General features: G+C 69.5%; 16 protein-coding genes and 1 pseudogene. 10 read left to right on the top strand and 7 right to left on the bottom strand.

All coding sequences use genetic code 11. The features are described from left to right. Positions 1–530: 530 nt before the first annotated feature. From EDD33_RS19725 to EDD33_RS20875, 4 genes and pseudogenes are all read right to left on the bottom strand, one after another. Entirely contained in the window at positions 531–734 is a 204-nt protein-coding gene (locus EDD33_RS19725; protein ID WP_148077012.1) for a hypothetical protein, read from the bottom strand. 120 nt (positions 735–854) lie between these two features. Further along, on the bottom strand, positions 855–1271 hold the full coding sequence (locus EDD33_RS09305) for a hypothetical protein (RefSeq protein ID WP_123390342.1): 417 nt from the start codon (positions 1269–1271) through the stop codon (positions 855–857). A gap of 115 nt (positions 1272–1386) precedes the next feature. After that, complete coding sequence (locus EDD33_RS20870) at positions 1387–1596, bottom strand: DUF5063 domain-containing protein (protein ID WP_425463863.1); 210 nt, start codon at positions 1594–1596, stop codon at positions 1387–1389. Then, positions 1547–1882 (bottom strand): annotated as a pseudogene (locus EDD33_RS20875) (DUF5063 domain-containing protein); the annotation flags it as partial. The pseudogene EDD33_RS20875 and the gene EDD33_RS20870, both read right to left, overlap by 50 nt. A 60-nt stretch (positions 1883–1942) precedes the next feature. Here EDD33_RS20875 and EDD33_RS09315 point away from each other — a divergent pair. The 5 genes from EDD33_RS09315 to EDD33_RS19950 all read left to right on the top strand — a co-directional run bounded on the left by EDD33_RS09315 (position 1943) and on the right by EDD33_RS19950 (position 6279). Beyond that, positions 1943–2554, top strand: coding sequence for a hypothetical protein (locus EDD33_RS09315; protein ID WP_148077013.1), 612 nt, complete (start codon positions 1943–1945; stop codon positions 2552–2554). An 837-nt stretch (positions 2555–3391) separates the two neighbouring features. Next, complete coding sequence (locus EDD33_RS09320) at positions 3392–3904, top strand: hypothetical protein (RefSeq protein ID WP_148077014.1); 513 nt, start codon at positions 3392–3394, stop codon at positions 3902–3904. A gap of 247 nt (positions 3905–4151) precedes the next feature. Then, on the top strand, positions 4152–4727 hold the full coding sequence (locus EDD33_RS09325) for a TlpA disulfide reductase family protein (protein ID WP_123390349.1): 576 nt from the start codon (positions 4152–4154) through the stop codon (positions 4725–4727). Next, the gene (locus tag EDD33_RS09330; protein WP_211332492.1) at positions 4724–5494 is read left to right on the top strand and encodes a cytochrome c biogenesis CcdA family protein; all 771 of its coding nucleotides are present in this window, start codon (positions 4724–4726) and stop codon (positions 5492–5494) included. The genes EDD33_RS09325 and EDD33_RS09330 overlap by 4 nt, the downstream gene beginning before the upstream one ends. Before the next feature lie 374 nt (positions 5495–5868). After that, positions 5869–6279, top strand: coding sequence for a TlpA family protein disulfide reductase (locus EDD33_RS19950; protein ID WP_170169757.1), 411 nt, complete (start codon positions 5869–5871; stop codon positions 6277–6279). Positions 6280–6965: 686 nt separating this feature from the next. Here EDD33_RS19950 and EDD33_RS09340 read toward each other — a convergent pair. After that, positions 6966–7370 (bottom strand): hypothetical protein, encoded by a 405-nt coding sequence (locus tag EDD33_RS09340; protein WP_148077015.1) that lies wholly within the window; start codon positions 7368–7370, stop codon positions 6966–6968. A 133-nt stretch (positions 7371–7503) separates the two neighbouring features. On the opposite strand from EDD33_RS09340, the gene EDD33_RS09345 reads away from it, so the two are divergent. The 5 genes from EDD33_RS09345 (at position 7504) to EDD33_RS09365 (ending at position 10737) form a co-directional block, all read left to right on the top strand. Next, positions 7504–7977, top strand: coding sequence for a DUF6584 family protein (locus tag EDD33_RS09345; protein ID WP_123390352.1), 474 nt, complete (start codon positions 7504–7506; stop codon positions 7975–7977). Positions 7978–8217: 240 nt separating this feature from the next. Further along, entirely contained in the window at positions 8218–8655 is a 438-nt protein-coding gene (locus tag EDD33_RS09350) for a hypothetical protein (protein WP_123390354.1), read from the top strand. A 70-nt stretch (positions 8656–8725) separates the two neighbouring features. Continuing rightward, the gene (locus EDD33_RS19730) at positions 8726–9334 is read left to right on the top strand and encodes a hypothetical protein (protein ID WP_148077016.1); all 609 of its coding nucleotides are present in this window, start codon (positions 8726–8728) and stop codon (positions 9332–9334) included. A 319-nt stretch (positions 9335–9653) separates the two neighbouring features. After that, positions 9654–9932 carry a hypothetical protein gene (locus tag EDD33_RS09360; protein WP_148077017.1) on the top strand — a complete coding sequence of 93 codons (279 nt, stop codon included), beginning with the start codon at positions 9654–9656 and terminating at the stop codon, positions 9930–9932. A 145-nt stretch (positions 9933–10077) separates the two neighbouring features. Next, a complete protein-coding gene (locus EDD33_RS09365) occupies positions 10078–10737 on the top strand; it encodes a M15 family metallopeptidase (protein WP_211332493.1) in 660 nt (219 codons plus the stop codon). A gap of 132 nt (positions 10738–10869) precedes the next feature. Here EDD33_RS09365 and EDD33_RS09370 read toward each other — a convergent pair whose 3' ends face one another. Both EDD33_RS09370 and EDD33_RS19735 read right to left on the bottom strand, forming a co-directional pair. Beyond that, positions 10870–11958, bottom strand: a complete 1089-nt coding sequence (locus EDD33_RS09370; RefSeq protein WP_211332494.1) for a protein kinase family protein — start codon at positions 11956–11958, stop codon at positions 10870–10872. Between the two features lie 409 nt (positions 11959–12367). Continuing rightward, positions 12368–13192 (bottom strand): PASTA domain-containing protein, encoded by an 825-nt coding sequence (locus EDD33_RS19735; RefSeq protein WP_148077018.1) that lies wholly within the window; start codon positions 13190–13192, stop codon positions 12368–12370. Positions 13193–13234: the final 42 nt, after the last annotated feature.

Below are 13234 nucleotides of genomic sequence, written 5' to 3' on the forward strand. Positions count from 1 at the left end.
GTGGGGTTGGGAAACCTGAGGTCCCCATCGGCAGGACGCTGCAGTTCCTCGGTAGTGGCCTCCCGAACCTGGCAGACAAAGCGGTTTTCAAGTCGTTCAGCGGTTCTCGACCCAGCCCGCGAGAGTGGTGGTCGCTGCACGTACCTGCGCTTCGAATCCCGTCTCAGACATCTCGGCAATCTTCTCCCCGGGGTTGCGTGGGTGGCGACCGGGCCTCCGGAGGCGGGTGCCATCCCCACCGCAAGCTCCGCTCCGTGCTTGTGAGCTGCGGTCGGTGACACGCCACCCGGCCACGCAGACTCGGTCGACGAGCTCGCGGAACCAGCGGCAGTCGCCGGCATCAACGGCACCGGCTAGTCAGCGGCCTCCGGGCTGGGCGTTGCTGAGCTGCAAAACCTGCACCCGGACATGTCGAACGGTTCACCGCTGCCAACCAAGCACACCTGGACGCGACGCGGGGCCGCTGCTCGCATGCCGGGGAGGTCGCGGAGGCCGTTCCGGTCCTCGAGCGCGGGCGATACCTACACCCGTCACACCTCAAAAGCCCGCTGGTCGGTGCCGAGGTGACGTCCGTGCCGAAGGACCGGAAATCGGACGTGGCCCGTGTAGAAACCCATGGGGTGGAACTCGCCACTACTGGCGAGGAAGTGGACCGCCTCCTCCACCGCGGATGCGAACAGTTCGTCGATCTCGTCCTGAACGCCCATCGGGGTCACGTTGCGCCGGGAGTCCACAGCGGCAGCCTGACACGGCCGCGATCCGGTGCGCGATCATTTCTCGGCGCTCCCGGAGTTGACGCCGCGGGCACTGTCGCGAGTGCACTCCCCGCGTCGCGACGTACGTCCGAGCGGGTGCTATCCCGTGTGGTCGACGTCAAAGATGCGGATCAGCTCGTCGCGCCTACACGACGAGGGCACGGTCATCCGTTCGATTGCCGACAGGCCCGTGTACTTGCCGAAGGACACGTCGTCTCCCAGGTGCAGCTCGGTCGTCCGCTGGCCGTCCTCGGTGACCTCCAACCACGGAGCAGGGCCCTCCACACCGACGCGAGTCGCCTGCGGCCACAACACCGTGCGCACTGTCCCGTCTGTGCCAAGAACCCCGATACACCCCGACGAGTCCAGGACGATGGTGCCCCCGTCGGCGTCGTGGAAGGCGCTGGGTTGGGGATAGTGCCGCCCCTGCACGAGCACCCGGCCCTCACCCATGCTGACGACGTCGGTGCGCATCACCGTCCACACCGACGCTGCGGCGACCAGCGCGACCGCCATGACAGTGATGGCGAGCAGGGTCGGCGTCGAGCGTGCCCGTGTCCGCCTCGTCGGGACCTGGCCACGATCCACTCGCCGGGGCCGACTCGGCGAGACATCGGCCGTACGGCGGTCCTCAGTCATGACGCGCCGCGTGCAGGGCTCGGATGGCCTCGATCGCATGGACACCCCAGTGACTCTTGAACGTGAAGCGCCACTCCCACACCACATCGGCCATAGGCGCGCCCGAAGCAAGGATCTGCAAGCCGCCTCTCAGGTCCGCGCCAGATGTCAGCCAGGTCGTCCGCGACCCACCAATACACGACCTCGGGAGGCTCCGGAGCAGCCTGGACCGCGATCGTCGTCCAGTACCCGTAGGCCTCGGTCCCCAGGACGTCGTTGATCGCCGCGAACCGCTCGGACCACGCGTCGTGACCCGTGTCCCAGGCCTCGACGTCCGTCCGCGGTTCAAGGGCCGGCAGCTCGGCCGCCCCGAGCAGTAACCGTGGGAGCAGCGACAGCATCCGACCGATCAAGTCCTCGGCTCCGTGCTCGTGCACGTGATCGATGACCTGGCAGCACGACTCGGCCGTCTCGCGGAAGACTTCGACGGGGTCCGGAGCACAGCGCACTCATGGATCGTGCAGCACGGTCGACCCGTGCGGCCTCGCCCGCCGCCCTAGCGTGGCCACATGACGTTCGAAGAGCTGCAGGCGGTTGCCACGACGGTAACCGTGCCCGGTGCGCCGCTCACCCTGAAACTGGGCTGGCACCACGACGCGCCAGGCGAGGAGCAGCGGGTCAGCTGGACATTCGACGACCCGTTCAGCGAGGACGGCGAGGTGCTTGTGGGCACCACCGCCGTGCGCGGGAGCCACGAGGAGGTCTGGCGTCAGGTGCAGCTCGACTCAGCCTGGGTCTTCGTGCTGCACGTTGACGGCGACTGGGTGCCCGGCGTCCCCGTCGTGCGGCGTCGGTGGGGAGCGGACGAGGCCTGGGCGGCGCTACTGCGCCACCTCGGCAGCAACGGAGGCGAGGTGGTGGTGGACGGCGACCAGGTCCGCGGCCGCCACCTGACCCTGCGCGGGGTCACGCCCGAGTCGCTCGCGGCCCTCCTCAACGACGTGACCGACGTGGAACCACTCGAGGCCGAGGACCCCGACTGGGGCGTCGTCCCGGCCGGGGAGATCGAGGGCGACGACCTGCCCACGTGGCTCCGCGACGAGCTGGACTTCGGCTTCGGCGACGTAGCGGCACTCAGGTTGGCCCACGGTCGTCTGCAGCCGGACCCACTGCAGCCCTAGCCGAACCGGCCGATGCGACAGCCACTCCCCCATCTCGCGTGGTGGGTGGACGGGGGTCAGCCTCCACCCGCTGCGTCGGCGTCGTTTCCGGCCAACTACGTAGTGGTGGCGCCCGCACGTTAGGTGCTGCATTGCACCCACGCCCGCAGTCCGCCTGCCGAGCTCGGGGACCATGGCTGGCTCACCCCGGACCAGTCAGACGGCGGCTCAGGATCACGGGCACCTCAAGGCCGGGTTCTGCACAGCTCGCAGGCCAATCCCCCACGTGCGGCGCGTTGAGCGCATCTGGATACGCCCCGACCGCCTCGAGGCGTGGATGCGACCCCAAGAGGTCGCTGAACCAAGACGACCTGCCGCGAGCCCTAGAGTCAGTACGTGGCGGCCCTCGACCCTGCGGTGACACCGACTGAGAACCTGCTGTCGGCCGTCTCCAAGCCCCGAGATGCGAACGACCTGCTGGCGAAGCCCGCACAGGCCGAGCGCGCGATGTGGCTGTGCTGTTGCTACCAGGATGAAGACACACCGACCTGGGTTCTGTTCCAGACCCTCGACGGTGGGTTGACCTGGTGCCGACTGCCGGACAGGACGATGAGGACGAACTCGTTAAGGACCTGGTGTGCGATGCCCTGCATGTGCAGCGGGTCGGATGCGGGTGCGGAGCGCGTCCGGCGACCTCCTCGATCAGCCTCGGGAGAAGGGCAAGTCGCGGTGCCATTTCGGCAGTGCGGTTCGCCGGTCCCGGCGCACACTGGACCGGCAGCGCCGGCTGGCGCTCCCAATGTGACGAAAGCGTGGCGGACCCTACCGGGCCGAGACGCCAGAAGCGGGGTGGGTGTGATGTCGGGTGAGCTCATCGCTTCGTGCACCGTGCTGGAGTCGCCGGGTCGCAGGCCGCAGCTGTGCCTTGGGGCAGTGCTGTCGTCGCGCCCACCGCAAGGAGGCGGGCCGGAGGTCGCGAACTGGGACTGGTCGGAGGTGCCGCAGAAGCAGACGGCTAGAGGCTCGACGTGGGGCGAGTACACGGTTGTCGGCACCTACAGCGAAGGCGTGTTCACGCTGACCCGCCCGCCGGTGCCGCTGGGGCCCCAGGTTCTCGAGGAGGAGGAGGAGGAGGTGCCGTGGACGGCCAGCTCAGTCCCGAAGCCGTCGGGCTACGACATCGCTGAACTCCACCGCATCGCCCGCACGGTCGTCGAGCTTCCGGGCGCGCTGCTCGCGGGGCCTGAGGACGGTTACGTGGAGCTGCTGGTCGTCTACGACGACGGCACGCTCCAGCGCGAGCTCGACGAGCGGTATCCGGGCGGCGCGGTCCGCGTGTTCTCGGTGTTGCAGCCGTACCAGCCGACCTGAGCGTCCGCGTCGCTTCGAGCCGTGTGGGTGGCCCGACTCCGGGCGGTGGCGGCGTTCACCGCGCCCGCGCGACGACCGCCGCGGCGACTAGCACCGTCGGGGTAGACGTTGGTGACGACCGCTGCGCCGGAGGCGATGAGCTCGTTGCCGTTGCGCCGTTTCACCCGCGCCGGCGAGAGTTGCGTCGGCAGTTCTCGTCTCTCTCGCGGGCTCCGGCCCCAGTCGGGTCGCGGTCTACCATCGCGGGGTGAGCACGCGTGCATCTCGTTGGTCGCGGGTCGCGTCGTGCGCCGCGGCTCTGATACTCGTGAGCGCGTGCACCGGGTCGCCATCGACCGGCGACAAGGGGTATGTCGACGCCGACGACGGGATCACCCGCCTCGACGCCGCCGCTCGCCCGCAGGCCGGTGACGTCTCTGGGGAGACGCTCGAGGGCCAGCCGCTCTCACTCGACGACTACCGCGGCCGTGTCGTCGTCATCAACGTGTGGGGCTCCTGGTGCGCTGACTGCCGCGCCGAAGCCCCCCTGCTGCAGGACGCGGCCCGCGATCTGGCAGGCGATGACGTCGCGTTCGTCGGCATCAACACCCGCGACTCGGGCCAGGCGCAAGCTCTGGCGTTCCAGCGCCGCTACGACGTGTCCTACCCCTCGCTGTTCGACCCCTCGGGCCGCACCCTGCTCGCCTTCCGCGGAAGGGTGAACCCTGCCGCCATCCCCAGCACGGTCATCCTCGACGAGCAGGGCAAGGTGGCGGCGACCATCATCGGCGAGGTCAGGGGCCGCCGCACTCTGGCTGGTCTCATCGAGGACGTTCGCTCGTGACGGTGCTAGCACTCGGTGACTGGTTCCGCGATCAGGCGTTCTCGGGCTCTCTGGTGTTGGCGGCTCCGGTGGCCGCCGTCGCCGGCCTGGTCTCGTTCTTCTCCCCCTGTGTGGTTCCGCTGCTGCCCGGCTATCTGTCCTATGCCACCGGCATGTGCGGCGCCGACCTCGCCGACCTCTCCGAGGGCCGGCGCGGGCGCATGCTGACCGGGGCCAGCCTGTTCGTCCTTGGGTTCTCGTTCGTCTTCGTGTCGTTCGGCGCGATCTTCGGTGGCCTCGGGGACTTCTTGTTCGACTACCAACGCCCCATCACGCTCGGGCTGGGTGCGCTGACCATCGTGCTCGGCCTGGTCTTCCTGGGCGCGCTGCCCTTGTTCCAGCGCGACGTTCGCGTGCACCGGGTCCCGGCCGTGGGGCTGGCCGCGGCGCCTCTGCTTGGTGTCCTGTTCGGCCTCGGCTGGACCCCATGCATCGGTCCGACCCTGATGGCAGTGCTGTCGCTGTCGGCGCAGGAGGCCACAGCTGGCCGTGGAGCTCTCCTCACATCTTTCTACTGCCTGGGCCTGGGGGTGCCGTTCATCCTCGCGGCCTTGGCGTACCGGCGCATGCTCGGCACTGTCGGGTGGGTCCGACGGCACCAGCGAAGCGTCACCGCCATCGGCGGCGCGATGCTTGTTGCCGTGGGTGTGCTGCTCATGACGGGGTTGTGGCCCGAACTCGTAGATGCAATGCGCACCCTGCTTCCGGTGGTCACCGCACCGGTCTAGCCGTCCCGGCTTTGGCGCGAAGGCGACTGACGCGGGAGCGACGGCGCGCGTCGGGTCTGGTCCACGCCCTCCCATCGGCGCCCGGAACCAGCCCGCCCGCTGACGGACTCGCGAGACATGATGTGACCGTGCTTGGCCTCACTCCGTCTTCAACTGCGAGAGCTTCTGCTCGTCTGCCGTCCGTGCGTCGACCCCGAACGCGAGGGTCAGCGGTCGGCGCCGGGGTTTCCTGTCGACGACGCCAGAGCCTCGTCGTCGTCTTCCTACTGGTTGCTGCCGGTGCCCTCCAGAGTTGCTCACCGGCGGAGCGGACATCCACACCACCAGACGGACAGGCCCCCGTGCTCGGGTGGCGCACGGTCAGTCCTGTTCCCGTGCCCGAACTCGCATCAACGACGCGAGCGAGGCTCCGCGACGAACGCCTTCCGCCGAACGAGACCCGGGCGACGGCACCCACCCTGATCAACATCTGGGCCGGATGGTGCGGACCATGCGTCGATGAGCTGCCGCTGCTTCAGCGCGTCGCCGAGCGCGGCGAAGTCAGGATTGTGGGTGTCAGCCGCGACGTTCGTGAAGCGGTGGCACGGGACTCTCTACGCACAGCCGGGGTGACCTACGCCAACTGGTTCGACCCCGATGGCCAGTTCACCCGTGCTGCCCAGTCGGTCATCCCTGCCAACGGAGTACCAGCAACAGCGTTGGTCGTGGACGAACAGATCGTGGCGGTGCATCTGGGGCCGTTCGAGTCCATGAAGGACGTTGCCGCCTACCGGCGGTTCGACTAAACCCGTGCCCGACGAGTGCTCCCGCGCCCGACATCCCTTCGCCGCGCGGCGGATGTCATCTGAGCTGGCAGACGACCTTGGTCCAGGCCGTGTGTCCTGCGGTGACGCGGACAGGTCGAGGTGCTTCGCATACTGCGCCGTCGAGCTGGTGCTCGGGGCTGGTCGCTGTGACCAGGTAGACACCCGGTTCCAGGTCGGCACGGAACCGTCCTGCCTCGGACGCGGTAGTGGTCGTCTTGCCGGCGCTGCGGAACATGACTGCCCCGCCTGCGTGTGAACGCGCAGAGTCCGCTGCGGGGCCTCTAACGAAGACGACCTTGCCGATGATCGAGCCCGCGACAGATCCAGTCGCCGGATCCTCGCCTGCGCCGCTCAGAGCGGCCGAGGCCTGGTCGGGCCGCTGTGCGCTGCACCCGGTGAGGACCGCGGCGGCAACGAGTGCATGCAGCGGCATCAGGGCCAGTGGTCTCAAGCGGGCACCCGGGCGCACATCGGCAGGATCCCTCAACAGGGGCCGAGAGCGGAAGGCGTCGCGCTCCCGACCCGGTCGCTACCGGGTTCTGTCGCGCTCGCCGATACGGGTGCCGTGGCTGAGGGTCTCGGGGTCACAGCCCTTCCCATTCGGGTAGCGCTTGTCGAACTCGAACGACTCGCGGCGCTGCACGACCTGTGCGCCGGTGCCCGACTCACCTGTGACCCTCAGGCGCGTTGCGGCGTCGGCGTCCCAGTCCTCCTCGAGAGAACTCAGGGCGACGGTGTACGTGTCGGCGTCGAGGGTGACGGCCGGGCTGGATGGAGAGGTAGGGCCCGCTCGGGGTGGCGGTCGGGAACGTGATGTCGCCGCACACCTCGGCCTGACACAGCTCGACGTGGAGCGTGGTCAGATCGGCGCGCACCTCGGGTGCGACGTCGAGCGCGATGAGGTCGATGCCGCCGACCTGGGTGCACGCCTGGCCCTGACCGGCGCAGCCCGACATGAGCACGACGGCGAGCAGTGCACCGACAAACGTTGGGGCGGCGGGGCGTCCGCCGAGCGGCACGGTCGGCATGGTTGGCCGCCGCTGCTGGCGCATTCGGAGCCGGGGGGTCACGACGTCATGGTGCCCGAGGTTGGTTGCGGGCAATCGACCATGAGATGGCCAGCCAACCGGTCGGATCCTGCCCGCGGTCGCCCAACCCGGAAGAGTCGCGCGAGATGCCGGCGCGGGTGCGACGATGCGGCGCGTGAGCGACGCCCTGGACCGTGCACGCGCCGACCTCGTAGACGGTCGCGCGTGGAAGGCACGCGACCGGCTCACCGGTCTGCTCACCAGGATCGACGACGAGGTGCTCAACCTGCTCGCTCAGGCGAATTGCGAGATGGGTGACCTGTCCGCGGCCGGTGGCCTGTGGTTCGTCACCGGCCGCAACGACGAACGGTCGCGCGAGGCGGTCGCGGCGTGGCGCGAGCGGCACGGGAACGCGCAAGCGCGCCGGCGGAGCCTGCCCAGGCCGGTGCGGACGACGCCGCCCTCACCTCAGGTCCGCGAGCTCCGGCGGGCCGCGATGGAGCACCCGACGACCGGGGCGGACGGCTTGGACGCGGCGGAGAAGGCTTCCTGCAGCGGGTGCAGCCTCCTGGCCGCGACGATGGTGGTCTTGGTCGTGGTCTTGGCCACCATCGGCGGCGTCACCGTGGTCAACTCGCTGACCGGCTGACCGGCTGACCGGACGACCGGCTGGCTGCCAGCACCGGACCCGCCGAGTCATGCACGGCGGCGTGCAGGCCACTACACTCAAACCGCTGTCGCCGGCCTCTGACAAAGGCACGCGGTGACTAGCGGCGGTAGAGCCGTCGAGCGTCGCGGACCTCTGGTGCCGCACCTCGGTGCGCACGTTGATGGCGCGCGATGCGTGTAGGACGAGTGACCCGGCAGCGGCCTCGGGCACCATCGCGACATGAACTCAGCCCAGACCTCTGGCGATGCAACCGCGACGCAGCAACGCCTGTGCGACCTCTCCGAGCCGGGGACGGTCTCGGCGCTCCTTGCTGGCGCAACTGCGAGCACGCTGGGGTTCCTGTTCTGGCTGGTCGTGCTGCTGGGAAACTGGGCCGAGCCTGGATGCACCCTCCCGGAACCCATCGAGGACAACGCGGCGTACTGCGCCATCAACGGCGACGACTACGTACGCGCGCTACCTGCCGCCGCGGTCACCCTGATGTGCGTCGCCTTCACCGTCTGGGTGTGCGTGCGTGTCGTGCGCCGGACCCGTGCGCATGGCGGCTCGGTGCGTGGGGTCCTCTGGCGGGTCGCGCTCCTGGTCGGGGGGCCCGTGGTCGCGATCTTCGTGATGCTGGCCGTCGCGGCCGCACCGCTGCTACGCGAAAGCATCTAGGTCACAGCACGCGCGGGTTCGCGGTGCCGACACTGCCCCCAGCCCACCCTGGATCTGAATACGAGCACCGATGTCCGTCGCACCGGCGTGGCGGCAACCTGGAGGTGTGATGGAACGCGACCACACCTGGGCCGCCACGACGTCGAGCCCGTTCAGGTGGGGTTGGCCCCTGCTGGTGCTAGCTGCGGCAGCCATGTGGGCCGCCTCTGGGTGTGCGGTCGCGCCGCTCTCGGACCCGGCCGAGTCGGGGCGGCTCGGGCTCACGATCAACGAAGCAGGAGAGCCCGTGTTCGTGTTGCACGTGTGCTCGCTGCCGATCAACACGATCAGCGCGGCCGCGATACCCGACGACGAGATGGCCGCTTGGCCGATCACCGACTACATCGCCAACCGGTCGCTGGAGGCCGGCATCCACGAGATCAACCCGGCCCGGCCGCCGTCGGGATGGCAGATCGGACGCATCCAGCGCTTCGACGACCCCGCCCAGCTGTACGCACTCGACGCGGCCGACCCCGGCAGCACCGGGTTCGTCTCGGGCTTGCGTCCCACGGGCGCCCAGGTCGCGGCGCTGCGCCTCGGTCAGGTGCTCATCGGCATCGATGGTGAGACCGGCGCACGCTCAGTCACCCGCAGCGCGTTCGAGGCCGAAGCCTGCGACGACCCCAGCCGGCGTCTCTGACTCCGGCCCAAAGAGCCGGAGTTCCACGCGTCGGGGTACAGAGGTCTACGCGGTCGGCGGCATCTGGCCGACCGAACCCCGGCCGACGCGGGCGACGCTCGCCGCCCCGTCGCGGCCCTGGACGCTCCGGGCGCCGTGATGGTGCTGTGCCGCGAGGTCGCCTCGAGCACACCCGAGCGCCGCAGATCCTTCCTCGCCCACGGTGCCACCGGGCTCCTGACAGGCGACCGGTCGCCCACCTGACGCTCGGTGTCTCGTCCGCTGCCGGAGGAGGGCGAGTGAGTGTGCGGCGGCGGGCAGGTGGGGCACCATCTCGGTCATGGACGACACGACGCGAGCTCCAGAGTTGCGGCGGTCTGCGTCGGCAGCAGCTGCGGCGGTGCTGGTCGTGGGCATGGCTGGCGGCGTGCTGTTGATGCTCGCCGAGCTGGTGGCAGCCGCGCCGCTCGCAGCGGCGGGCGTCGCCCTTGTCGTGGTGTCGTGCGTGGGCGCTGCGGGGTTGACGGTGCGGGACTCGCGCCGATCCGGGCGGTCGGTTCCGCGTGCGTTCGGCGACTCGGTGCGCGCGTTCGGGCGCTGGTTCGTGTTTCTCGCCTAAGGCCACGGCACGGCGGCCGCAGCGGGGCCGTTCGATGTTCGCCGTGGAAGGTAGCGACGACGAGCCGGGGCATGGTCTGCGACCACGCCAATCGCAGGGGTCTGCATGTGGCTGGTCTGAGCGGGTGCGTGCGAACATGCTGCCCGTGTTCGACGAGTCTCGGATCGTGCTCATGGGTGACCCGCGCGTCACCGGCATCGCGGTCCGCGACGACGGCTCCGACCTCGTCCCCGCACCCCCAGGTGTGCGCCTCGCCGCCCGCAAGGCCGACCCGGCGGGCGCGTTCCGGCTACTCCGGCGTCCGGTAGCCGACAGGCTCGAGTTCGCAGCCGCCGCGCTCCCGGCAGGGCTGCATTTACGTCTGGTCGAGGCGTACCGGCCGCCGGAACGCCAGGAGCTGTACTTCACCACCTACCGCGAAAAGCTTCGCGCGGCCGACCCCACGCACGGTGAGGAGACCTTGGACCGGCTGGCGAGCAGGTTCGTCGCTCCGCCGGCGTTCGCGCCGCACGTCGCGGGTGCTGCGGTCGACGTCACGCTCGTTGACGACGCCGGCGTCGAGCTGGACCTCGGGTGCCCGGTCGATGCGAACCCTGAAGTCAGCGGCGGCACCTGCTACACCTACCACCCCGCCGTGACCGGGCCTGCGGCCGCGCACCGCCGGGTGTTGATCGAGGCGATGACGGCGGCTGGGTTCGTGAACTATCCGACCGAGTGGTGGCACTGGTCGCACGGCGACCGGTACTGGGCCTTCGTCACGGGCCACGACCATGCGACCCACGGCCCGCCAGAGACGGGTCTCTGAGACGGCGCTCATGGCCGACGTTGGCGCTAGGGTGCCTCCGGGTAGGCGGGAGTCAGGTAAGCCCGGGCAGCAGAAGTAGTCACATGTGCCAGCGTCGAGCGTTGTGCTGAGCCTCGACGGCACCCCCGGGCGTTAGGCGCCTAGGCCACCATCGAGGCTCTGCTCCAGGCGACGTACCGCCTGGTGCGGGTACGGCGTTGCTCGGCTGATCCCCTGGAACCGGCGGTAGAAGTCTCCGAGGACCGCGGCGATGGGGCCGTGGCGTAGCAGAATATTCTCCAGCCTCGGTGGCGTCCCGTCTGGGAGCGTCCCCTGAGCGCATGAACGCACCAGCTCTGCGCGTTCTTGTGGTCCGCACCCGAACAGCTCTACGAGCAACCAGTTGACCAGGTGCGTCGCGGCGTAGCACCTGTCGTAGCTAGCGTGGTCGTCGAAGAAGGCGGACTCCGCAGGCGAGAGAGCGAAGTTCGAGGAGATGGCAAGGCCGTAGTCGGCGAAGAACAGCCGCCGCCCGTCGGTGAGGATGTTCTCGAAGTGGGCGTCGAAGTGCAGCAACCCGCGTGAGTTCATGAACGAGATGCCGCTGCTCAGTTCGCGTTCCACCATGTCCACAGCCCTAGCCGCGGCGACCGGGTCTGCGCCGACCTGGACGCCGAGCCAGTCGTGGAGGTTCTGCGGGATGTACTCCAGAAAGAGCACGAGGCCCGTCGTAGAACGATCCAGTCCCTCGAGCCGTCGGCGGATCGCCGGACCTCCTCCCCAGTACGCGACCGCATGTTCCACGTCGGCCAGTTCCTCAGGAGGAGGTCGACCCGGGTCCGAGAGCACGCGCCAGTGGTGCAGCAAAGGAAACCCCTCATGGACCCCCGTGGTCACCCACTCGGTCGTCAATACATGTACGGCCAGTTCGCGCCAGGCGCCGAAACCGGGGGCGCCGATGCGGCCGAGGCCGTATTGGCAGAAGTTCGGCAGGTTGAACAAGTTCGCGGTCGAGCGCATGTTGCCGGTCTGTAGCTCGAGGTCGGTGAGGCGCACGTGCTTCACGAAGACCGGGTGCCCTTCCAGCCGCGCCAACGCGGTAGCGCCGCCGATGCCACCGCCCAGCGGTGCGGCCCCAGCAAGCAGTTCACCGAGGGCCGCGTCGCTGCGGGACTTCAACGACTTCGAGACTGTTCTGTGCGCCTGCAAGCGGGCGCCGAGTGACAGGTGCGGTTCGTTCAACTCTGCCTCCTGCGATGCGTCCGACTGCACGATGCGACAGTTGCAGCCGCGGTGGTTGCGGCACCGGCTGCTGCTCGCACGATGCCATAGGTTCACGACGTCAAGGTGCCCGAGCGCGGCCGCTTGCATTCGAGGGGTACCAAGCGCCACCCCTCTCCGTCCGGATACCGCCACCCCGCTCCCAGCCAGTCCACCAAGGTCGCGTCTAGCAGCGATGCATCCACGGTGCCGCGTCGTGGAGCTGGTCGCACGGTGACCGGAACCGCCGTCCGTCACCGGCCGACGGTGTCGTACACAGTCCGGTCCGGCCGGGAAGCTGAGCGGGCACTCCGACACACCACGGGGGTGCGGGCGCCGTTCCCGGACAGCCCCGAGCTGTGGACATCTCCGGTCGCGCTACGGTCGGGTCTCACATGACGTCGAGGGTGACAGTGCTTCCGGCCGGCACGACGGTCCCGGGTTCGGGCTCGATGTTGACGGCACCGCCGAAACAGCTCGCTGTCGGCGGGCACGTGAGCCGGTTGATCTTCACCGACAGCCCGAGTGCTGTCAGCGCCGCGCGCAGCTTTGTCGCCGCATGGTCCGGAGTCCGGTACGGGACAGCCACCCGGTCCTCAGCCAACACCCTCAGCGACCCCCGGATCGCATCGACCTGCCTCAGTGGGGCGCCGTAGCCTCGGCGGCCAGCCTGGGGGCCATGCGGGATGGACACGCTGAAGTAAGCGTCGAGGTCGGGGACCCCGAAGCTCTGACCGCACACCACGGGGTCTCCGGTCGAGCAGGTCGCTGGGGTGGCGACGAGCCGGTGCCCGCCGACCTGACCGGCCGGTTCCAGACCGGCGAAGTCGATGGTTTCACCTGTGCTGACCGCGACTGCCGGTGCTGTGCGGCCTCGGCCGACGCAGGCTTGCGCAACGCGGTGCCAGCCGTCGTCACGGCGGACGCCGTTGCACCTCGCCTCGCCGTCTTCCCAGCCGTCCGGAACAGCGACAGCGACACGGCCGACACCGACCAGGCGGGTGCCCGCGGCAGGCTTTCCAACATCACCGCCGTCGACGAAGGCTCGCCCAGTTGGCGACGGTCCGGGTCCCGCGTCGGCGGCTTCTGTAGTGCTCAGGGTCGCCACGGCGACGAACCCGCCGCCCACGACGAGCACCACAGCCGCGACCCCGGCCGCGACCCCGGTGGCGACGTGGCGCTGCCGCCGCGTGGTGCGCCGTTGGATGCCGCCCATCCGTGCCCCCTCTCGCCTCTGGGTTCTCGCAGGTTAGACGCA

Origin of the sequence: Nocardioides aurantiacus, from assembly GCF_003752505.1 — a bacterium.
In the GTDB taxonomy this organism is placed as follows: Bacteria; Actinomycetota; Actinomycetes; order Propionibacteriales; family Nocardioidaceae; genus Marmoricola; species Marmoricola aurantiacus.